The sequence below is a fragment of the uncultured Paenibacillus sp. genome (assembly GCF_963515335.1).
Taxonomy (GTDB): domain Bacteria; phylum Bacillota; class Bacilli; order Paenibacillales; family Paenibacillaceae; genus Paenibacillus_I.
Map to the genome: position 1 here is coordinate 22,063 of NZ_CAUPYC010000036.1, position 19,618 is coordinate 41,680.

The window sequence follows — 19,618 nt, forward strand, 5'->3', positions numbered from 1 at the left end:
TTGCCCGTATCTTACCAGGCAGAGCTTAACTTCCAAATATCAATCGAACGCATAACGACATCGTTTCCAACCGTGAACACATCGAGGTTTACGCTACCCGGATCCGGGTAAATATTGTTCGTCATGACGGTGCGGTCGCCATCCGTATAGACCTCGATGACGGAAGTGTCGATTAGAATATGGAGCTTCAGCACCCCATCGTCGGCAGCCTCCAGCTTGGCCGTCTGAACCCCTTCGCTCCAGCCGTCCGCACGGCTGCGGTCGAAGCGAAGCTCCTTCGTCTGCAGATTGCAGGAGAGGAGTGTCTGTTGGGTGCTATCTTCGGACGCTCTCAGCACAAAGCCGATTTCCTCAGCCTTGCAACCCGCCAACTCGAATTCCGCCTTAATTTCCAGGCAGTCGCTTGCAACATATTTAGGAAGGACGGATTTCCCGGGCGTCACCTTTGTGTTTCCGAGATGAACATGCTCTCTCCGCAATACCTGCAGCTCTTCCACCGGCGAAAATTTCAATCGACCGTCCGGTTCCAGCTCCACGGTTCTCGGGAAGGACATCGCGCCGCACCAGTTGTTCTGGTAAGTCGGCCCGAAATCTTTATACCACGGCATCCAATCCCAGTTGTTCAGCCAGGCGATGATGATTCTTCTCCCTTTCCCGTCAAGGAACGATTGCGGCGCATAATAATCGAAGCCATGGTCGATGTCGCCCATCTGATCCCATGTGAATTTGCCGGTCTCGTAGTCCATGTCGCCGACCAAATAAATGGTTTTATGATGTCCCATGCCCATCGGGGAGAACATTAGCACGTAGCGGTCGCCGAGCGGGAAGAAATCCGGGCATTCCCACATCGTGCCTATCCTGCCGTCGCTTTCAGCCAATACGCCGACATAATCCCATTCGCGCAAATTCGCCGACTTGTACAGGAGCGCCTTCCCTTCGCCGTCTTTGCCGGAACCGACGACCATGTACCACAGATCGTTGTGCCGCCATACCTTCGGATCCCGAAAATCGGCGGAGCCGTCTTCCGGAGGTGCGGAAATGACCGGGTTGCCTTCGTATTTCTCGAACGTAATCCCGTCCTGGCTCGTGGCGAGGCATTGGGTTTGAACGACCTTCCCATCCTCCTGGATCATGGTGCCGGTATAGAGCAACGAAAGCGTTCCGTTGTCGTCCACCGCGCTGCCGGAAAAGCATCCGCCGCGGTCATGGTTGTCATAGGGCTCACTCGGAGCAAGCGCGATCGGAAGATGCTCCCAATGAACCAAATCCTTGCTCTTCGCATGTCCCCAGTGCATGGCGCCCCATTGGGGCGCGTACGGATAGTGCTGGTAGAACAGATGGTATTCGCCTTTGAAGAAGATAAGTCCGTTCGGATCGTTAATCCAATACGCCGGCGCCATAAAATGATATTTCAACCGGTGCAGGTCCTTGCTGACCGCATCCTTTGCTTTGGCGATCGATTGCTCGGCTTTTCGCAGAGCTTCCCGATGAGAGATAGGGCTACTCGCACGCGTTTCCATTGTTTCCTCCCCTTGCTTTCAACACTCCATTATTTGAATGAGCTGCGGATATTCCGGCTTTGTTCGATATTACCTTGCGAATGTCTGTCCAGACGATCCGTTTTCTTCCGGACTTGAGTCTGACGCCCCTCGGAATACTGATTCATGCGCTCTTTTGCCATTTCATACGACTGCTTCATTTCTTCATTCAAGTTGACCTTCTTGAGCGTTCCCGGGCTCGGGAATTGCGGCATAAGCTGGATTCTCTCCTCCACCGGAACAATCCCGAACGGCTTGGAAGGCAACGTTTGGTACCAGTACGCCGTCGAAGACCAATCATCCGACAGATGGTTTGCATGACCGTGCTCAATCGTCACCTTGATGCTTTCGGAGAAATGGACGGGATCGGTCACATGGAAACGGTAAGACACCTGATAACCCGGAACGTCGCTCTCGTGAATGATCGAACCGTGGAACGGAAACGCGTTCTTCTGCATCCCCCATGCATGATTGAAATAATCCTCCGCACCCGTGCCCACAATGCTGGGCAGTTTCTCTCCGTCGATGAAGATCATATCATCGCCTTCTCCCCACCAGCTGCCCTGGAAATGGGTGACGGACAGATTGCAGCCGACATAGTGCCCTTTTCCTTCGGTTTCCAGAATGACGTAGTTGCCTTCACCATCCAGGTTCGCGACCCGGTTGACCTCGGGCGTGTTCACCTGAAGGTCGGGCCCCCATCCGTCGCATGGATTTTCACGGCGCCATTGAGCATGGAAGTAGGCTGTATCTTCACCGAAAGGCTGTTTGTACAATTCATAATCGATATGGTAGTACAGTCCGAACGGAACATCGTTCTCGTTAATAATCTCGATTTTGGCCCGTTTGTTAAACGGCATTGGGAAATAACAGTTGACCGAGGCTACCCCGCCGAATTTATATTGCTCTTCCGGTTTGACCGAAACCGTAAACGGCAGCGAGGCAAAATTGCCGGGCATCGAATGGCCGATGCAGAAAAAGTCTCCGTAAGGAACCAGAACGCTTGGATGGGATTGGTCGTCCCATGTCATCTTGATAAGCACCTTTCTATACCAGGCCGGATCGGCAGATTCCCATGTAACGCCTAACGCGTTATGAATTTCATTCACCGGGGCAATGTTGCCGCCGCCGTTCGGTTCGATGACGCTGGGGCCGTGAACCCTCCGGCAAAAGGATGTCATCCAAATATGCGAGATGCTTCCCGGACCTTCAATTTCGCCGAGTACGACGGATGACCCCGCAGGTATCATCCAGTAATCTTGATTGCGTCCGTCTTGATCCCAACTGGAAACACGCGCGGATCTAACGTCCTTGATTTGTGTCAGATTGCTGAGCAAGTTCAATGACTGTTTGTGCATGTGATTGATTTCTCCCTTTGTATGGTTTTATATAAATGAGGTGTTGCCGATGTAATGGACTACCTAAAGTCACCCTTTAACCGCTCCCGCCGTCATCCCTTCCATAATAAAGCGTTGGAAAAAGGCGAAGAAAACGAGCTGCGGGATAATCAGCAGGGTGCTCGCTGCGATAATACCGCCGTAATCGATATTGAATCTTCCTTTAAATTGGGAAATCCCCAAGGAAATCGTCATCATGGCTTCGTCGCTGATCAACGTTACGGCGAACGGAAACTCATTCCAAATATATAGAATATTGAAGATGAATACGGTGGCCACGACCGGCATGGCGATCGGAAACACAATGGACTTGCATAACGCAAACAGCCCGCAGCCGTCGATAACGGCAGCCTCCTCCACCTCTCTCGGAAACCCCCGGAGAAAGCCTGTAAACAAGAGGGTGTTGAAAGAAATCGCGGTCGCGATATAAGGAATGATGAGAGAAGCATAGCTGTTCAATAAACCAAGCGAGATCGTCAGGCGATAGACCGGAAACAGCAGGATGAATGCCGGAATGGCCAATCCCGTAAGCAACAGGGCAAAAACCGATTTTTTAAGTTTTTCCGATCTGAACACCATTCGCGCCAACGCATAAGAACTCATGAACGTAATGACAATTTCGATGACAATCGTAGCTGAAGCGATAATGAATGTGTTCTTGTAAAGCAATCCCATGTTTAAGGTAGACAGGGCCCGTCCATAATTCTCGACACTGAAGGTTTCAGGCATGCTAAAAGGATTATTTAATATTTCACCGTTTGTCTTGAATGAGAGCAGCACCATCCATAAGAAAGGCATCAAAACAAGCAAGGTTACGATTATAGCAAGGATGTTCACACCGGCATTGCCCATTATGGGTTTTGATCTTGAGCCTGCTAGACCATGCAATGTCTCTTCCCCCCTATTCCTCGATGTTCTTTCTGCTGAAGCTCATGTAAGCGAGAGAAAACATCATTGTGAGCAGGAAAGTAATAACGGCAATCGCCATACCGTACCCGTATTCACCCGAAGTGAACGTTACATTGTACATGTACGTCACCATTACCTCGGAAAGATGATTCGGTCCCCCATTCGTCAGCAAAAACACGGTTTCGAATATCTTGAACACACCGGTAATAATCAAGATAACGTTTATTTTGATTGTTTCGTTCAGCATCGGAATCGTAATCGAAAACAGCTGCTGCCATTTGTTCGCGCCGTCAATCGCACTCGATTCGTAGACGCCTTTGGGAATCATTTTAAGGCCGGCTAAAAATATGGTGGCCAAAAATCCGATCATCTGCCAGGTGAAGACGACGCCAACCGAGTAGGGAGTCAGCGTCTTTCCGCCAATCCACTGCAGCGCGTAATTTTCCAAATTCACTTGTCGCAGAAGCACATTAACAAGTCCCATCTGAGGATCAAGGATAAACACCCAAATTAATCCAACTAATATGGGGGCTACGATACTTGGCGCAAAGTTCAACGCTTTGACGGCATTGCCGCCCTTTAATTTTGCGTTTAATAACAAGGCCAATAGAAAAGCCCCCGGCAATAGCAACACAATCGAGACGAGCAGTACGACAATGGTATTTCTGAGCGAAATCCAGAATAAAGAGTCTTTCATAAGCGTAGAAAAATTAGATATCCCTATGAACTCGGCGGTTCCTATTCCCGTGTACTCCGTCAAACTGTAGTAAAAGGAAATGATAACAGGCAGAATAATGTACGATATATAGATTAATAGAGTGGGAAGCAGCATAAAAAGGATATATCGCCGTTTGCTTAGCCAGACCATCACACTCTCTCCCATCGTCTTGTGCTTCCGATGTTCCGCCGGCAACCCGCCGGCGGAGCATCTATGTCTATGTTATTTCGATACCTTGCTGTCGATCAGATCGAGGGCTTCCTCCGGCTTGTAGATCCCGTTAATGACTCCGTAGATGGAATCGTTCAGCTGGTTGGCGACCGCTTCCGTTACAACGAGGTCCGGCTGGGCAATCGGTCGTTCCCATCCTTCCTGGTTCATCTGTTCAACCACTGCCGCATACACAGGGAATTTTTCCTTATCCACGGTTCCTTCGTATTTCACAACCGGAGGCGCTTCGTTCTCGGCCATAATAGCAGCGCCATCCTGGCTGTAGAAAAACTCGAAGAACTTAAGGACGGCGTCGTATTTCGCCTCATCCTCCTTCACCTTCGCGCTCGCAACAAGCGGGGCGGCTGCAACTGCCATTGCGATCTTCTGATTTCCTACCCCGTCTGAGAAGGTGGGGCCCCAAGAGAAACCGACGTCTTTTCCGATCGCGCTTTGTTCAATCTTTTTGGTTTCCCATACGCCCGCGTCCAGCATAGCCGCCTTTCCGGCGAGGAACATCTCGACCGCCTGAAAATAGGACAGGGTGGACACATTGTCGGGAAAAGCGCCGTTGGCGCGAAGTTCATCGATTTTTTGGAACAGCTTCAGAAAATCAGGGTTGTTGAACTTCTCGGTGCCGGCCTGAATCGCGTCAATTTTCTCGAAAAAGCCGTATCGGGTCAGCATGCCGAGGAAGGCCCATGTGCTGAAGGTATCCTTGGCGCCTTTGGCGATCGTGACAATATTGTTTTCTTTAAATACTTTTGTTGCCGCCAACAATTCCTCATAGGTTTCCGGCACTTTTACGCCATACTGCTCAAACAGCGCTTTGTTGTACCATAATCCCGTTACCAATGCCTGGTACGGCAAGCCGAATTGTTTACCCCCGTCGCGGTAAGCGTCGATCATCTTCGAATCGATGCTGGCAGCCAGTTCAGGACGCCCGTTTAAAAACTCAGTCAAATCGAGGAGCAGACCCGCCTGGTTCATTTCTTTCGCGGGCGCGGGCAGCATCCAGAAAATATCCGGCAGCTTCTTGGATTGAGCCATCATTTTCATTTTTTTGACATGCTCGGGCGTTTCGGCCCCTTGCAAATCGATCTTAATGTCGGGATATTTCTCCTGGAATTTCTGAATGATACCGTACATATAAGGCTCTTGCTCTTCAACGTTGGCGACATGCATGGCTATGGACAAGTCAACCTGTTTCCCTGAGGAATCGCTCGGACTGGAAGCGCCTTGCGCGGAGGAACCGCTTTCATTCGATGCCTCATTTTGTGTACCGTTTCCGTTCTTCCCGCATCCCGCCAGAAGCGTGATAACGAATGAAACAACCATGACAATCGACATGATTTTTTTCATGTTTCTCCTGTCCCCCTAAATGATATTTACTCCTAGTAGCAATTATTGCTATGCTCTTTGAAGCACACCCTAATAATACCGCCTGTATACATGAAAGTATTTAGCAAAGCTTAGTTTATATTTAACACTTATTGCTTTTATGCTACGATTACAAAACCAAGCTGAGAAAGGCGGGCAGACATGATATTACATCAGATTTCTCCTTATATTCGTGTCGCAATGGACAATATCGTCGAAGGAGAGTGGGTGATCCATGAGCGCGTTTTGTTCGATTACGAGCTTCTTTATATCATGGAGGGCAAAGTGATCGCCATCATCGAAGACACTGTCTATGAAGGGGAGCGCGGAGACATCTTTCTATTCCGCCCGGGACAGAAGCATAAGATTGTCAAAATGGAAGGCGGCCGATTTCGGCAACCCCATATTCACTTTGATTTTTTTTATAACCCGGACAGCGATAAGGTAAAGGTCAGCTTTCGTCCGCTTGAAGAAATCAGTTCAGAAGAAGCCAAGTGGTTCAGGGACGACATTATCGATGAGATGCCGGTCCCGTTATCCAGCCATCTACGGTTGAAAAATCCGATCCTTATCGAAAAAATGATGATGGACATCATCTATGAATATGAAACGAAAATGCCTTATTACGAATTTAAGGTCAAAGGACTGTTCATCCAATTGTGGATTCAATTATTGCGCGAAAACTATTGGAGCCTGAACCCCCATCTCGAGACCAATATGCATGCTTTAATGCAAGTGAAACAGTACCTCATGCATAATACGAATCGTAAGGTCAGTCTCGAAGAAATCGCGAAGTTGTCAGGCATCAGCAAGCATTATCTCGTTCGGTTATTTCAAAAAGCGTTCGGTATGAGCCCCATTCAATTTCACCAGCTAATGCGCGTCTACGCCGCGCGTCACATGATCCAATTCACAACGGATCCGTTAAGCATCATCGCGGAGAAAATGGGATTCTCCGGCATCCATGCTTTCAGCCGTTTTTTTAAAACTGTCGAGGGCACATCTCCTTCCTTTTACCGCAGAAAAAGCTAAAACCGCCACTTTGTAAGGTGCCGGTTTTAGCTAAAATTCGTATTGACGGCCATCTTCTCCATCTGCCTATTTTTGAATCTCAACCTTGACTTGATTGAACTCGGCGTTTCCTTGGCTGACAAACAATCCGAGTTTGCCGCGTTCGATATCGTACATTCTGGCGCTCATCGCGACTTCCCGATTCACATATATCTCGCAAATCGTACCGTCGATAAATACCTTCAGTTCATAAGATTGGTCTGGTGACAGCTCAATCGGACGTTCCAGTTCAACCTCGTAAGGGAAAGTTTTGCCTCCATCTTCACTTTGCATAATGGAGCCTCGAAACGCGATCCGGTTGCGCTGCGGCTCCAATTTGATGTAATAGGCCAAATCCAGACCGGCTCCGGCTCGAAGCATGAGTCCAAGCCCTTGCGTATGCTCCGAAAACCGAACATCCATGGATATCTTGCACCGATTAGGCAAATCCTCCTGCGTCAAGCTTCCGGCAAAACCGTACGGAGATTCGCAGGCGAGAACCTCGTCGGACGGCTTGGACCATTTCCCCGTCATTTCCGTGAAATGGACGGGCAGCGCCTCGGCAAACGCCGCATCGACCGTTTCCGGCACTTTGACGGCGAGCGTGCCATCCGGACGCTGAACGATTTCATGCGTGATCAGGTTGCCGCCCCAGTCCCACGTATCGTAATCCTTGCCCGGATACTTCGGCGGATTCCATCCGAACAGATTGTCGTTCTTCGTCGGATTCCAGCCGAACAAGTACCGTTTTCGACCGTCCGTCGCGGATTTGGCGGCATAGCAAGCCCGGCCGTCAAACGTATCCTCCTTCGGCGTGATCCATGGACCGTTCAAGGACCGGCTCATCCGGTAAAAGGTCGCAAAGCGGTCGGTATAGGAAGAGTAAACCAAATACCACCAATCTCCGATCCGGAACAAGTCCGGGCATTCGTGGGCACCGACATGAATATTCGGCGCATACAGAGGTTCGCGGAATTCCCAATGCTTCAAGTCCTTCGATGACAGCAGCCCCGTACAGCCTTTGCGGTTCGTCGGCCCTTTCGCCATCGCCGCAATCAGCATCCAGTATTGACCTTCCTCTTCATTCCAAAACACGAAGGGATCCCGCCAATCCGAAAACTCATAAATCCGGTCATCGGCGGCGAAGGTATCCTCCGGAATGGGGATCCACTTTAACAAATCGGTGCTGACAGCGTGGCAGACCAGCTGTTTCCCGTCGGGAAATATGCAATAAAACATATGGTACGTGCCTTCCACCTTGAGAATATGCCCCGTTCCGCCTTCAATTCCGCATGCCCCGTACTCGCGATAATGGCAAAAATCGTTTGTACCGAGCAGATGCCAGCCGCGGGCAAGACCTTCCCGGTAATTGTCTCTCCATCCATGCAGGTAGAAAAGCTTAAACTCTCCGTCTTCATAATAGGGAATGACATCGCCTACTCAAGCGTTCTCAGGACGATAGAAAAACTCGTTCATCGGTTATACCCTCCTGACTTCCGGAAAGCTTTCATTTCTTCCAACACTGTATCCTCATACGCATGTTTGTTGCCGAGAATAATATCTTGGACCGTGACAGGCTGTCCGATTGTCGCAGACTCCAGAGCGGCAAAAACAATACTCAAAGCCTCAAGTCCCCGTTCCGCGCTGGAGATCGGCGTCTTTTGCTCCGCGATTGCCTCCCCCAATTCAACATAAGAATGGGCAAACGGATCTTGCGGCACTTCGGGCGCATAACGTTTGATGATATCGATCATCGGAATAAGTTCTCCATTCTCAAGCGTCGCATGCCGTCCTGGACGGAAACAGCCTTTGCTGCCGTAGATCCATACCCCACCAGTGTTTTCCCCATGTGCGGCGGTACTGCACATCCAATGTCCCAGCCCTCCCTTTTCAAAGCGGAATACCGTTACCGAGGTATCTTCTCCCGTTGGATGAATCGTCGTTGCCCCGTCGGTCAACTGCTTCTCGAAAATTTCCGTATAAGCGAACACTTCTTTAATGGGACCGTTTACTTCCGTAAAAAAATGGGTGCGATGGACGCCGTGATCGTTGATCCATCCCGCTCCCGCTCTTCCCTTCATATGGCGCCAAGCCGTTCCGGCAAAAAAGTTGCGGCCGAGCGTAACTGCAGCGTAATCCATGATCATGTAAACCGAACCGATAAGCCCTTCTTGAATCGCCCGTGCCATCGCGACGTTGCCGGCCCCCAATACGCTCGGTTCGGACAATGTCATAACCTTGCCGCTTCGGCCCGTTCCGGTCTGAGATCGCAAATGGCTGTCAGCACAAACGTTTCCTTGCCAGCATGCTTTAATTGTTCCAATCCTTCCAAATGCGCCCTGGAAATAACTCCGCACCCGATAAAACCAAGTTTCATAAGAATTACTCCTTGTAATTTTAATTAATCGAGGCAGGGACTGTAGGCTCGAATGCCGAGTTCATTCCCCATGCTTCCATGGATTTGACATTTACGCTTCCATCGCCCCAGACCTGCAGCCCAAGTGCGTCATTTCTGCTCGGATACGCCCTTGTCGTCAAGCTCTTTAACCCGTTGGCATAGACTTCAATCATCGAACGATCCAAATAAATATGCAGCTTCAAATTCTCTCCGTTTATTTCAAGCCTGCCGCCTTGAATGCCTTTGCTGCGCTCAAGCTGATCCAGGGCCGTCTTCCTCCTGTTCACATTCAATGTAGAAGCTTCCGCATCATAATAGAGCAGAGTCTCCTCTTCGCCATCCGGCGAGCGCCGAACGTTAAGGCCGAACTGTTTCGCTGTGCCTGGTTCAAGCTCCAGGACGATATCCAGCATATCGCCCTTCACATTAGCAAGGAGATCATTTGCTTCTTCCGCGCTTTTGTTTGTGAACGAAACAAGCCTTTTGCCGCGGAGCGATTGCAATTCTTCGATCGGTTCTACACCGAGACGTCCATCCTCGCGCAGGTAAAGGCTGACCGGCAGTCCGCCATTGTGCGCCCAGCCTGCCTTATAATCCAGCTCCGGCGTCCGCTCCCCTTGAGCGATGGTGAACACGATGCAGCGGCCCGTCTTCGGATCGACCATTCCGCTCGGACCGGTGAAATGAAAATCGCCGACATCGATCAGCTGCGGCTCTTCCTGGTCAGGGACAAAGGATACGTTCCGTTTATCCAACGTGCCGATCCAATAGAACACCTCCACATCGGCGCCGGGGCCGACCGGGCTGATCAGAAACAGGTGCTTTTCAGCGCCGTGCCGGTCCTTCCCCAGAGGAAGCAGCACAGGAAGCTCCCATATCGGCCCAAGATAAGGAAAACGGTTGACATCGGTTTTATAAAAAAGACCTTTGTACGACCAGTTCAGCATATCCGTCGACGTATAGGCGAGCGCCGTACCGCCGCCGCCCTCAATCCCGGAACCGACCAGCATGTGCCAGGCGTCCCCTTCCTTCCATACGAACGGATCCCGGAAATCGCCGAACAGGCCTATCCCATTCTTTTGAACAATCAACGGTTCCGGATGTTTCGTCCAGCGAACAAGATCGTTATCGCCGTCCTGCGGATAGGTGCATCTGGCCAATCCTACGCTTTGATTCGGCGTCGCGCTGTCGTCCCCGGCCGTGAAAAATAATGCGGGCATGCCGTTCTCGTCGTAAGCGGCGCTTCCGGACCATACGCCGTCCGGATCGACGGCATTCTTCTCGGGCGCAAGAGCGACCGGCTGGTCTCTCCAGTGGACCAGATCGTCGCTGACCCAATGGCCCCAATGAATTTGGTGCCAGTATGGTCCCTGCGGATTATGCTGGTAAAACAAATGGTATTGGCCGTTGAAATAGATCGGTGCATGGGGCTCATTCATCCAATGTGCCGGAGGACTTAAGTGGTATTGGGGGCGATGCCTGTCAGCCGCCAGCAAACTTCGATCCAATTTAATATCGTCATATTGAATTAACGGCGGCTCGCCTCCGTAGAGCCGGACATCTTCGGAGTAAGCCTCGGCGATCTCCCTGCCATCGAGAGCACGGCCATAGAGCTTCACCTCATCCATCAGGCCGTTAAACATATTGAGCTCGAACGCGCCCGCCAGTACAACACTTTGGTTATTTTTCCCGATCAGCAGGTCGGTCCGGGCCGGAGAAATCGCTGCTGCGACGGAAACGGCTCTGGATGCGGCTTCCTTCCCGTTTAAATACAGCTTCATAACCCCGTGATTCCTATCGAAGGTTGCCGCGATAAACGACCACCGGTTCGTAACAAGCGGCGCATCGTGCGCCCATACTTCTTCCCAGCTGCCGCCAAGCCCGAGCTGCAGCGACCAGGAGCCGTGCCGGTACATCCCGAGGATGTACCCTTCTTTCCGTTCACGATCATGCTGATTCACGATCGCCGAAAGCTTCTGCTCATCCCCCCACTCGTAGGAACGGGGAGCGACCCAGGCCGTAATCGTCAAGGCATCCGTGGGAGTCGCGACGCCATCCGCTTGCCGGCTCACCCAGGTGGAGTAACCGTCAAACAGCAGCGCACCGCCCTTGACCCCGCTTCTCCACTGCGGATCGCGGGAGGTCGTGAATGCCGCCTCATTGAATATGTATGCAACGGAGTCGACTGTGCCCGCTATCCTATCCTTGGCCGTTTGGCCGGCACCCTCGTCGAACGGCCAGTGTGCCAGCAGCCCTCCGTTTGCCACACGATCATTGCCAGTCATGGTTGACCATCCTCTCCGTCCGGGGCAGAACGTCCGGACGATGTGATAAAAAAGCGGTTGATCGGAAAAAGACCTTCCTTCAACCGCTTGTTTCTTGCTTGTTTCTTGCTTGTTTCTTGCTTGTTTCTTGCTTGTTTCTTGTTAGTCGATCGTTCCGTTTGCGGCGATTCGTCCAATTCCCTCATAAATGGATTGCAAGTCGAAAACTTCAAGCGAAATAATCTTCGTATGGCCCCCTGCAGTAAACAGTTCCACCACGCCGTTTCCTTCATCCGGGAATATAAGATCCGTCATGGCGGCATTCCCGTCGCCCGCGAACACCTCCACCGAAGAGCAATCGATGAACAGATGAAGACGGATGCGTCCATGATCGGGCTGCATCCTCGTTTCGTGCCTGCATGGAAATTGCGTATGGAAGTCGATTATGCCTGACGCGGAACGGTCGATAAACAAGGTTTGATTCCGGGCATCATAGCCGATAATCGTTTGCCCGCGCCCCGAAGTCCCCAGCTTCACGCCGACTTGATCGGCGCCGCCCGGCTCGAACTCAACAACGATTTCCGCCCGGTTATCCGCGATGTCCAGTGCAAACGATTGTTCCGGCGCGATGCGGATATTGCTCCAATGTCGTCTCCCTGCGCGCAGGCGCTGCAATTCGCCTACCGGGCGCTGAACGAGGCGGATTCCCTCAACCTCATGACGCAGCGACAATACGCGCGGAATGGTCATCGCGCCTCTCCAGCCTTCTGTAGGCGTTTGGTTCGCGTATTTCCAGTTGCTCATCCATCCGATAAACAAGCGTCTGCCGTCTTCGGCCGGGATGTCTGACCAGGTCACGCCGGCATAGTTGTCGCGGCCATGATCAAGCCATAGGACCGAATCCGGCGCGTTATCATTCGTAAACGAATAGCCGTCGAATTCACCGACAAAATATTGCGTTCTCGAGCCTTCCGGGCATTCGGGGTTATCGCCGATACTTACGATCAGCACCCATTTCTTCCTGGACGCTTCTCCCTCGACGGAAAGCTCAAACAAATCCGGACATTCCCAAACCCCGTCATGGGCCCCCTCATCGGCGCCGAACATGCTGGCGAAAGACCATGCGATAAGGTCGGTGGAACGATACACGCGAACGTGATCGCCTGCGGCCAGGACCATCACCCAGCTTGCCGTCTCGTCATGCCAGAATACTTTAGGGTCGCGGAAATCGACGATTTGTTCCGTCAGAACCGGATTCCCCGGATGCTTGATCCAGGAACGTCCCTTATCCACGCTGTATGCGATGCTCTGGCGTTGTCTCGGCTGACCGTTATTCGGGTTCGTGTCATGATGTGTAAAGACGGCCACTAACCCAGAACCCCCGTCAAACAGTCCCGAGTTGTCCTTCCAATCGACGACCGCGCTCCCGGAGAAAATAAACCCGTGCTCGTCCGGCTCCAACGCCACCGGAAGGTGCTCCCAGTGGACCAAATCCCGGCTAACGGCATGCCCCCAGTGCATCGGACCCCATGTTGTACCCTCCGGATAATACTGATAAAACAAATGGTACTCGCCTTCGTAATACACCATTCCATTGGGATCGTTCATCCAGTGGGCTTCAGGTGTGAAATGGAACTGCGGCCGAAATTTCTCATTATAACTCACGTTTGTCACGTTTTGTTCAACACCCTTCCTCATCCTATCCATTGGATCATCATTCTCTCTGGGTTTGTTTTAAGTAACCGGAACGAAACGGATGTTTCGTTCCGGCACCGTGATCATTACTGCTGAGCCTGCTTGTAGCGGTCCAAACCTTTCTGATAAACCGCCATCAATTCATCGAGGCCCATTTCCTTCACTTGCTTCACATAGCCGTCCCACGCTTTGTCGATATTCCCATCGACAATGAACTTCGCTCGTTGGGTATTAACGAACTTAATAAGTTCCGGTTCAATCCGGTTAATCGTTTCCAGCTCTTCCGGCAAGAAGAAGATGTTCGGATAATTCTCTTTTTCCATATACGGCTCATAGTATGTCTCAAGATCCTTTTTACGCTGTTTCGCGCGAGGCTCCATGTCTACAATCGTTTGGTAGTCTTCTTTCGTGATGACGCCCGCACCGTTCGGAGCAACCTGCTGGCGGTACTCACCCATCGATTTGCCTTCCGGAATCGGAAGATTAACCAGTTTCCCGTTCGCGTCTTTCTCGTAAATCACGCCGATTGGGCCCCAATGGATTTGTGCGGCCATGTACGGTTCGTACTGCTGGTCGATCCAACGCATCGTGGCTTCCGGATTCTTGTTTGCCTTGGTGATGACGAACGTTCCTCTGCCAGGACCGCCGCCATTGCCCCTGCCGATTGTTTTCTTGCCGGTCGGTCCGGTTAGAGGCGGCACAAGCACATAATCTTTCGCGCGATCAGCGCCTACGACTTCTTCGATTTCCCACCATACGTACGAGCCCAGCGTTTCGGTCGGCGTTTTACCTTTTGCCAGATATTGAGGCGCTTGCTGCGTGAACGATTCCGGATCGATAAGGCCTTGTTTATACCACTTCTCGTTGAAATATTTCAATGCTTCTTTGTACTCGGGCTGCGTGGCGGTGAAAATCACCTTGCCGTCTCGTACAATGCGGTGCTCCAGATTGTCCGGCATGCCGAATGCCCCGAAAAGGCCGCTGATATCCGCAGTCCAGTTCATGTGCATAAAGCTGAGCGGAATTTCGTCGTCTTTGCCGTTGCCGTTAGGATCTTTCGTCTTAAAGGCGACAAGCGCATCCGTATATTCATCCAACGTTTCCGGCATTTTCATGCCAAGCTTATCCAGCCATGCTTTATTGATCACATGGAAGAACGGATTCGTGCCGAGTTCGTTCTCTTCCCAGGTAGGCAGACCGTAGATGCGGCCGTCCGGAGCCGTAATCGCGGCCTTAATGTCCGGTCTTTTTTTCAGCAGTTGGCTTAAATTCGGCGCATAATCGGCGATCAATTTCTCCAATGGCAGAATCGTGCCGTCTTTGCCGTACGTGATCAACTCATAATCGGAAAAACCGGCTCCATAGAAGGCATCAGGCAAATCGCCGCTCGCTAAAAGCAGGTTTTCCTTCTCGGCATAATCGGTGTCTGGAATATTATCCCAATCAACGCGGACATTGGTTGACTCCTCGAGGCGCTTAAAGATTTCCATTTCCCCATAATTTGGAGCCAGTTGAGCTTTAGGAGCTACCATCTTTAAAGTGATTTTATCTTTCACAATGGGAAGACCATCCTTGCTGACAGCCGAAGCGCCCCCCTCCGCTGCAGTATCGGCATTCGCTGCTTTGCTGTCTGTGTTCGACTCGGTTGTGTTTGCGTTGTTCCCTGCATTGCCGTTCTCTTTTGCTTTCGTGCAGCCGGCTAATACGATACTGATGGCTAGTACCAAACAAAGCGCTACCGACATTCCCTTTTTCATGCTTCGTGTACCCTCCTCTTTTTTAGAAACACACTGGTTTTGATCTATAATTCACCCAAGAGGCCTGGCCCGGGGAATTACCGCATGGTGGTGCTATCCTTTGATCGAGCCGATCATGACGCCTTGCACGAAATACCGTTGAAGGAAAGGATAAAGTACCAGCAGGGGCAGACTCGCCACAATGATGACGCCGTATTTGATCAGCTCGGTAACCCTCAATTTGGCGGCATATGATTCGACGTCGACCATCATGCTGGAATTAACCTGGTTCTGAACGAGGATATTTCGCAAAATCAATTGAAGCGGGTATTTGGCTTGATCACTCAAGTAAATCAATGCATCGAAGAAACCGTTCCAGAAGCCGACCACATGGAACAATACCATGACCGCGATAATCGGCTTGGATAATGGAATAACAATTTGCAAGAAAAACTTCGTATTGGAGCACCCGTCGATAAAAGCGGCCTCCCGCATCTCATCAGGGATCGTGCTTTGGAAGAAAGTACGGACAATGATAATATTGAATACACCGGCTGCGCCCGGAATGACAAGCGCCCAAATCGTATTGATCATGCCCAGGTCCTTGATCAACAGGTAAGTTGGTATCAATCCGCCGCCAAAGAACATGGTCAGCATGAAGAACCACATGAACACATTTCTTCCAATAAAGTCTTTACGCGACAATGGATAGGCGGCAAAGAGCGTCAATGTAACACTGATGGCCGTCCCTGCGATGGCATAAAGCAAGGAGTTCGCGTAGCCGATCCAGATGGCGGAATCGTTAAAGATTCGTTGATAGCCATCCAGCGTGAGGCCTTTTGGATACAGCCACACATCGCCGGCATAAATAGCGTTTGGATCACTGACGGAAGCGATCAGTACAAAGAACAAAGGATAAAGAATAAGCAGCATGCCAATCGTCAGAAAAGTATAATTCATGAGGTCGAACAGAAAATCGCCTTTGCTTTTCCGTTTAAGTAAAGTCGCTTTCATTGGGCCATCCTCCTTTTACCACAAGCTGGTTTCCGTTAGTTTCTTGGCAACGCGGTTGACAATCACAAGCAAAATGACATTCAGGATCGAATTAAACAAACCAATCGCGGCGGAAAAACTGTATTGTGCCTTCTGGATCCCCATCTGATAGACATAAGTCGGTAAAATATTGGATGTATCATAGTTAAGATCGCTTTGCATAAGGAAGGCCTTCTCGAATCCGACACTCATAATGTTGCCGATCGCCAGCACGAGCAAAATAATGATGGTCGGCAAAATACCGGGGATGTCCACGTTGAGCACCCGTTTCCACTTGTTTGCCCCGTCCATAATGGCTGCCTCGTGGAGTTCAGGACTCACGCCTGCCAAAGCGGCCAAATAAATGATGGTGGCAAATCCTGTTTCTTGCCAAATGCCGGACAGGATATAGAGGGGACGGAACCATCCTGCATTAGCCATAAACAGGATTGGTTCTCCGCCGAAAAATGTGATGATTTGGTTTACGATGCCGCTGTTTGGCGATAAGAAAACGTGCAGCATACCGACAAGCACTACCGTGGAGATAAAATGCGGAGCATAGATAACGGTCTGTACAAACTTCTTATACCGTTTCGCAAGGATCTGATTGAGCATCAGCGCCACGATAATAGGGATCGGGAAGCCGAATACAAGAGACAAGACACTTAGCGATAACGTGTTCTGGATGATGGGCCAGAAATTATAGGATTCGAAAAATTGAATGAAATATTTGAATCCCACCCATTCGCTGCCCAAGATGCCTTTACTGGCCGAAAAATCCTTGAAGGCAATTTGAACGCCATACATCGGGTAATATCTGAAAACAAGATACAATACGACAACCGGCAGCATAAAGAGGTACAATTCATAATTGCGTTTGATTTGAACCAAAGTTTTGCTCTTTGTTCTTGATTTCCCTTGATTGGCTGCCGCCTCTCTAACTATCAAACTCATACACCCTCCTATTTTGAAACGTTTCCAAATATATTGAAACGTTTCCAATGTAAAAGAAAAAAATTATGTGGTCTCTCCTTTTCTAAATACCACCGGAATCCGGTACGTTTCCCGGTCAAGTGTTTCGCCTTCTATCTTTTTGTAGAGAAGCCTTATCGTCATTCTTGCCATTTCTTCTACCGGCTGCCTGATTGTCGACAATACCGGATGAAACAATCCGTGATCCTGAATGCCGTCATACCCAATGACCTTTACGTCTTCTGGAATGCGGATGCCGAGCTTGACCGCTCGCTCGATATAATTGGCGGCAAACATATCCGTTATCGCAAAAACGCCATCTACATCCTTGTGCCTGCTCAGAAACTCACCGTAAAAAGCTTCTTCGTCCGTGACCGGATCCGGTTTCTCGTATACAACGTAGTCAATACCCAGCGCCTTCGCTTCATGCACAAACCCTTCTTTACGCTTGATCGTTTCACTGAAAACCTTAGTGATACTGCCCATAAATGCCGGCCTTTTAGCACCCGCCTTCACGAGTTCCCTCAGCGCCAATCGACCGCCTTCAAAGTTATCTGACGTGACACAGGTAATTTTCTTGCTAAAATGGCGATCGATGCTGACAATCGGAATGTCGGTGCTCACATTATTCTCAATATCGTTATAGGTAATGCCGACGATACCCGCCACTTTGTTCTGTTGCAGCATATCCAGGTAATAAAGTTCCTTCTCCGGCTTGCCGCCGCTATTGCAAAGCATGAGCTTGTAGCCCTCGCGATCAAGTTCATCTTCAATGTAATAGGCAAGCTCGGAGAAAAATGGGTGCCAGATGCTCGGAAGCAACAGGGCCACCATCTTGGATTTCTGCATCTTGAAGTTTCGTGCGACCTCATTCGGGATATAATTCAACTGGCGAATGGCTGCCTTCACTTTTTTGCGTGTTTCAGGTTTGACGGCACCCGTGTTATTGATAACCCGCGACACGGTTCCAACTGCCACACCAGCCAAGTTAGCCACATCTTTTATGCTGGCCATGATTTCCTCCACACTTAATCCTCTGTTATCATCAATAATACTACCATATTGGAAACGTTTCAACATTTATTTTGGAAACGCTTCTATTCTAGTAAGGCAACCTCTAACTCCTGTGCAGGGCCCTTTATCTGATCGAAAAAAATTTTCTGCGATCTCGATGCGGAGCTCTTGTTCGGTGTTAAGACGAAAGTGCCGGACTTCAACGATGATGCGCTTCAACCGTTCTATAAACAAAGAAATGCCGAGAGCTCCAGCCTTAGCCCGGATCCCCCGACATCAGTAAAACGGTTGCCTTAACGAACCGATTTTTCTTCTTCATAAACGCGTTCAATTAAAAACTGCTTCATGAGGGTCTGATATCCCATATGCTTTTTCGCTGCGATTTCCTGGATGCGCTCCAGCAGGTCATGTTCCAAGCGGATGGAAATGGTTTTAGTGCGTCCTGACCGGCGCGGCAAATCATCCTCCGTCATCGATGCTTCAAGCAGCTCCTCACTCATTGTGTGACCAGCCCAAAATTCGGCAGCCTCCTCATCCTTCATGTTTGCCGGAATTTCTTCACTGGATGTTAATCGTTTCATTACCTTGCCCTCCTTTTGTTGTAAACTCGTTTTTCATCTTCCGTGGCGTTACGGGCAGTGATAACGCGAATGCGAGCACCATCTTTCTTTACAAAAATGACCACTAACCGCCTGCCTGCATCAGTTGCACCAATAATTCCCCGATGTCCGCTATGCGCATCGAAGGGAAGCCGATCCTCGTCCCAGAACGCCTCTTCGGCTTCATCGGGATCTACGCCATGTCTACCGATATGGTCTATATTGTAATCGTCCCAAATGAATTATAGATCAGTCCCCGCGTTGCCTCAAGCTCCGGCTTGCGGCTGCGGTTATAGTACAGCACCTTCATCCCGAAACCGGCTGCCCGCCTTGCAACAGCTTCGCCGATTCTCCCCATGCCGATCATCCCCAGGGTCGCGCCATGGACATCCATACCCGTCAACAGCATGGGGGACCAAGTACGCCACTGTCCCGCCCGAAGATAGCCGGAAGCCTCGATCATCCTTCGCAAACGACGGCCGCTTCGTGCAAATGCGGATCAATGCCGGCCAAAGCGGCCAAGTAGATGATCGAAGCGAAGCCTGTATTTTGCCATACTTCGGTGAATACATAAATCGGTCTGAACCATTCCGACTGAGCCATGAACAAAATCGGCTTTCCGCCGAACGCCACGATGATTGGGGTGGCATTATTTGCCACAATAAAACTATTGACATGACCTATGCAGTTCAAGTCAGTAACTGGT

At 50.4% G+C, this 19,618-nt stretch carries 18 protein-coding genes and 1 pseudogene; 1 reads left to right on the forward strand and 18 read right to left on the reverse strand.

What is annotated here, in order from left to right:
• Window positions 1–11: 11 nt before the first annotated feature.
• The 5 genes from RWM61_RS12600 to RWM61_RS12620 all read right to left on the reverse strand — a co-directional run bounded on the left by RWM61_RS12600 (window position 12) and on the right by RWM61_RS12620 (window position 6,134).
• Window positions 12–1,520, reverse strand: a complete 1,509-nt coding sequence (locus RWM61_RS12600; protein WP_314001242.1) for a glycoside hydrolase family 32 protein — start codon at window positions 1,518–1,520, stop codon at window positions 12–14.
• Between the two features lie 29 nt (window positions 1,521–1,549).
• Window positions 1,550–2,896 carry a glycoside hydrolase family 172 protein gene (locus RWM61_RS12605; RefSeq protein ID WP_314001244.1) on the reverse strand — a complete coding sequence of 449 codons (1,347 nt, stop codon included), beginning with the start codon at window positions 2,894–2,896 and terminating at the stop codon, window positions 1,550–1,552.
• Between the two features lie 69 nt (window positions 2,897–2,965).
• Window positions 2,966–3,823, reverse strand: a complete 858-nt coding sequence (locus RWM61_RS12610) for a carbohydrate ABC transporter permease (protein ID WP_314001246.1) — start codon at window positions 3,821–3,823, stop codon at window positions 2,966–2,968.
• Window positions 3,824–3,836: 13 nt separating this feature from the next.
• Entirely contained in the window at window positions 3,837–4,712 is an 876-nt protein-coding gene (locus RWM61_RS12615) for a sugar ABC transporter permease (protein ID WP_314001248.1), read from the reverse strand.
• 72 nt (window positions 4,713–4,784) lie between these two features.
• Complete coding sequence (locus RWM61_RS12620; protein ID WP_314001251.1) at window positions 4,785–6,134, reverse strand: extracellular solute-binding protein; 1,350 nt, start codon at window positions 6,132–6,134, stop codon at window positions 4,785–4,787.
• Window positions 6,135–6,314: 180 nt separating this feature from the next.
• Between RWM61_RS12620 and RWM61_RS12625 the strand changes: the two genes are divergently transcribed.
• Complete coding sequence (locus RWM61_RS12625) at window positions 6,315–7,184, forward strand: AraC family transcriptional regulator (RefSeq protein WP_314001253.1); 870 nt, start codon at window positions 6,315–6,317, stop codon at window positions 7,182–7,184.
• 66 nt (window positions 7,185–7,250) lie between these two features.
• Here RWM61_RS12625 and RWM61_RS12630 read toward each other — a convergent pair whose 3' ends face one another.
• The 13 genes and pseudogenes from RWM61_RS12630 to RWM61_RS12685 all read right to left on the reverse strand — a co-directional run.
• Window positions 7,251–8,441 (reverse strand): glycoside hydrolase family 32 protein, encoded by a 1,191-nt coding sequence (locus RWM61_RS12630; protein ID WP_314001255.1) that lies wholly within the window; start codon window positions 8,439–8,441, stop codon window positions 7,251–7,253.
• A 233-nt stretch (window positions 8,442–8,674) separates the two neighbouring features.
• Window positions 8,675–9,436: a Gfo/Idh/MocA family oxidoreductase gene (locus RWM61_RS12635; protein WP_314001256.1), complete on the reverse strand. Its 762-nt coding sequence runs from the start codon at window positions 9,434–9,436 to the stop codon at window positions 8,675–8,677.
• The gene (locus RWM61_RS12640) at window positions 9,433–9,579 is read right to left on the reverse strand and encodes a hypothetical protein (protein WP_314001258.1); all 147 of its coding nucleotides are present in this window, start codon (window positions 9,577–9,579) and stop codon (window positions 9,433–9,435) included. Before RWM61_RS12640 ends, RWM61_RS12635 begins: the two co-directional genes overlap by 4 nt.
• Before the next feature lie 20 nt (window positions 9,580–9,599).
• A complete protein-coding gene (locus RWM61_RS12645) occupies window positions 9,600–11,885 on the reverse strand; it encodes a GH32 C-terminal domain-containing protein (protein ID WP_314001260.1) in 2,286 nt (761 codons plus the stop codon).
• 141 nt (window positions 11,886–12,026) lie between these two features.
• On the reverse strand, window positions 12,027–13,538 hold the full coding sequence (locus RWM61_RS12650; RefSeq protein ID WP_314001262.1) for a glycoside hydrolase family 32 protein: 1,512 nt from the start codon (window positions 13,536–13,538) through the stop codon (window positions 12,027–12,029).
• A 107-nt stretch (window positions 13,539–13,645) separates the two neighbouring features.
• Window positions 13,646–15,316, reverse strand: a complete 1,671-nt coding sequence (locus tag RWM61_RS12655; protein WP_314001264.1) for an ABC transporter substrate-binding protein — start codon at window positions 15,314–15,316, stop codon at window positions 13,646–13,648.
• Between the two features lie 93 nt (window positions 15,317–15,409).
• A complete protein-coding gene (locus RWM61_RS12660; protein WP_314001266.1) occupies window positions 15,410–16,309 on the reverse strand; it encodes a carbohydrate ABC transporter permease in 900 nt (299 codons plus the stop codon).
• Between the two features lie 15 nt (window positions 16,310–16,324).
• Window positions 16,325–17,281, reverse strand: a complete 957-nt coding sequence (locus RWM61_RS12665; protein WP_314001268.1) for an ABC transporter permease subunit — start codon at window positions 17,279–17,281, stop codon at window positions 16,325–16,327.
• Between the two features lie 63 nt (window positions 17,282–17,344).
• Window positions 17,345–18,313, reverse strand: coding sequence for a LacI family DNA-binding transcriptional regulator (locus tag RWM61_RS12670; protein WP_314001271.1), 969 nt, complete (start codon window positions 18,311–18,313; stop codon window positions 17,345–17,347).
• A 293-nt stretch (window positions 18,314–18,606) separates the two neighbouring features.
• The gene (locus RWM61_RS12675; RefSeq protein ID WP_314001273.1) at window positions 18,607–18,894 is read right to left on the reverse strand and encodes a CopG family antitoxin; all 288 of its coding nucleotides are present in this window, start codon (window positions 18,892–18,894) and stop codon (window positions 18,607–18,609) included.
• The gene (locus RWM61_RS20295; RefSeq protein ID WP_399538547.1) at window positions 18,894–19,151 is read right to left on the reverse strand and encodes a BrnT family toxin; all 258 of its coding nucleotides are present in this window, start codon (window positions 19,149–19,151) and stop codon (window positions 18,894–18,896) included. The genes RWM61_RS12675 and RWM61_RS20295 overlap by 1 nt, the downstream gene beginning before the upstream one ends.
• Window positions 19,130–19,375, reverse strand: a complete 246-nt coding sequence (locus RWM61_RS12680) for an NAD(P)-dependent oxidoreductase (protein ID WP_399538549.1) — start codon at window positions 19,373–19,375, stop codon at window positions 19,130–19,132. The genes RWM61_RS20295 and RWM61_RS12680 overlap by 22 nt, the downstream gene beginning before the upstream one ends.
• Window positions 19,372–19,618 (reverse strand): annotated as a pseudogene (locus RWM61_RS12685) (hypothetical protein); the annotation flags it as partial. The gene RWM61_RS12680 and the pseudogene RWM61_RS12685, both read right to left, overlap by 4 nt.

Excerpts from the sequence above, each read along its gene's own strand:
- RWM61_RS12635 (WP_314001256.1), bottom strand. The coding sequence starts at position 9,436 with ATGACATTGTCCGAACCGAGCGTATTGGGGGCCGGCAACGTCGCGATG.
- RWM61_RS12620 (WP_314001251.1), bottom strand. The coding sequence starts at position 6,134 with ATGAAAAAAATCATGTCGATTGTCATGGTTGTTTCATTCGTTATCACG.
- RWM61_RS12625 (WP_314001253.1), top strand. The coding sequence starts at position 6,315 with ATGATATTACATCAGATTTCTCCTTATATTCGTGTCGCAATGGACAAT.
- RWM61_RS12655 (WP_314001264.1), bottom strand. The coding sequence starts at position 15,316 with ATGAAAAAGGGAATGTCGGTAGCGCTTTGTTTGGTACTAGCCATCAGT.
- RWM61_RS12680 (WP_399538549.1), bottom strand. The coding sequence starts at position 19,375 with ATGATCGAGGCTTCCGGCTATCTTCGGGCGGGACAGTGGCGTACTTGG.
- RWM61_RS12640 (WP_314001258.1), bottom strand. The coding sequence starts at position 9,579 with ATGAAACTTGGTTTTATCGGGTGCGGAGTTATTTCCAGGGCGCATTTG.
- RWM61_RS12675 (WP_314001273.1), bottom strand. The coding sequence starts at position 18,894 with ATGAAACGATTAACATCCAGTGAAGAAATTCCGGCAAACATGAAGGAT.
- RWM61_RS12605 (WP_314001244.1), bottom strand. The coding sequence starts at position 2,896 with ATGCACAAACAGTCATTGAACTTGCTCAGCAATCTGACACAAATCAAG.
- RWM61_RS12615 (WP_314001248.1), bottom strand. The coding sequence starts at position 4,712 with ATGGTCTGGCTAAGCAAACGGCGATATATCCTTTTTATGCTGCTTCCC.
- RWM61_RS12630 (WP_314001255.1), bottom strand. The coding sequence starts at position 8,441 with ATGTTTTATTGCATATTTCCCGACGGGAAACAGCTGGTCTGCCACGCT.
- RWM61_RS12665 (WP_314001268.1), bottom strand. The coding sequence starts at position 17,281 with ATGAGTTTGATAGTTAGAGAGGCGGCAGCCAATCAAGGGAAATCAAGA.
- RWM61_RS12670 (WP_314001271.1), bottom strand. The coding sequence starts at position 18,313 with ATGGCCAGCATAAAAGATGTGGCTAACTTGGCTGGTGTGGCAGTTGGA.
- RWM61_RS12645 (WP_314001260.1), bottom strand. The coding sequence starts at position 11,885 with ATGACTGGCAATGATCGTGTGGCAAACGGAGGGCTGCTGGCACACTGG.
- RWM61_RS12600 (WP_314001242.1), bottom strand. The coding sequence starts at position 1,520 with ATGGAAACGCGTGCGAGTAGCCCTATCTCTCATCGGGAAGCTCTGCGA.
- RWM61_RS12660 (WP_314001266.1), bottom strand. The coding sequence starts at position 16,309 with ATGAAAGCGACTTTACTTAAACGGAAAAGCAAAGGCGATTTTCTGTTC.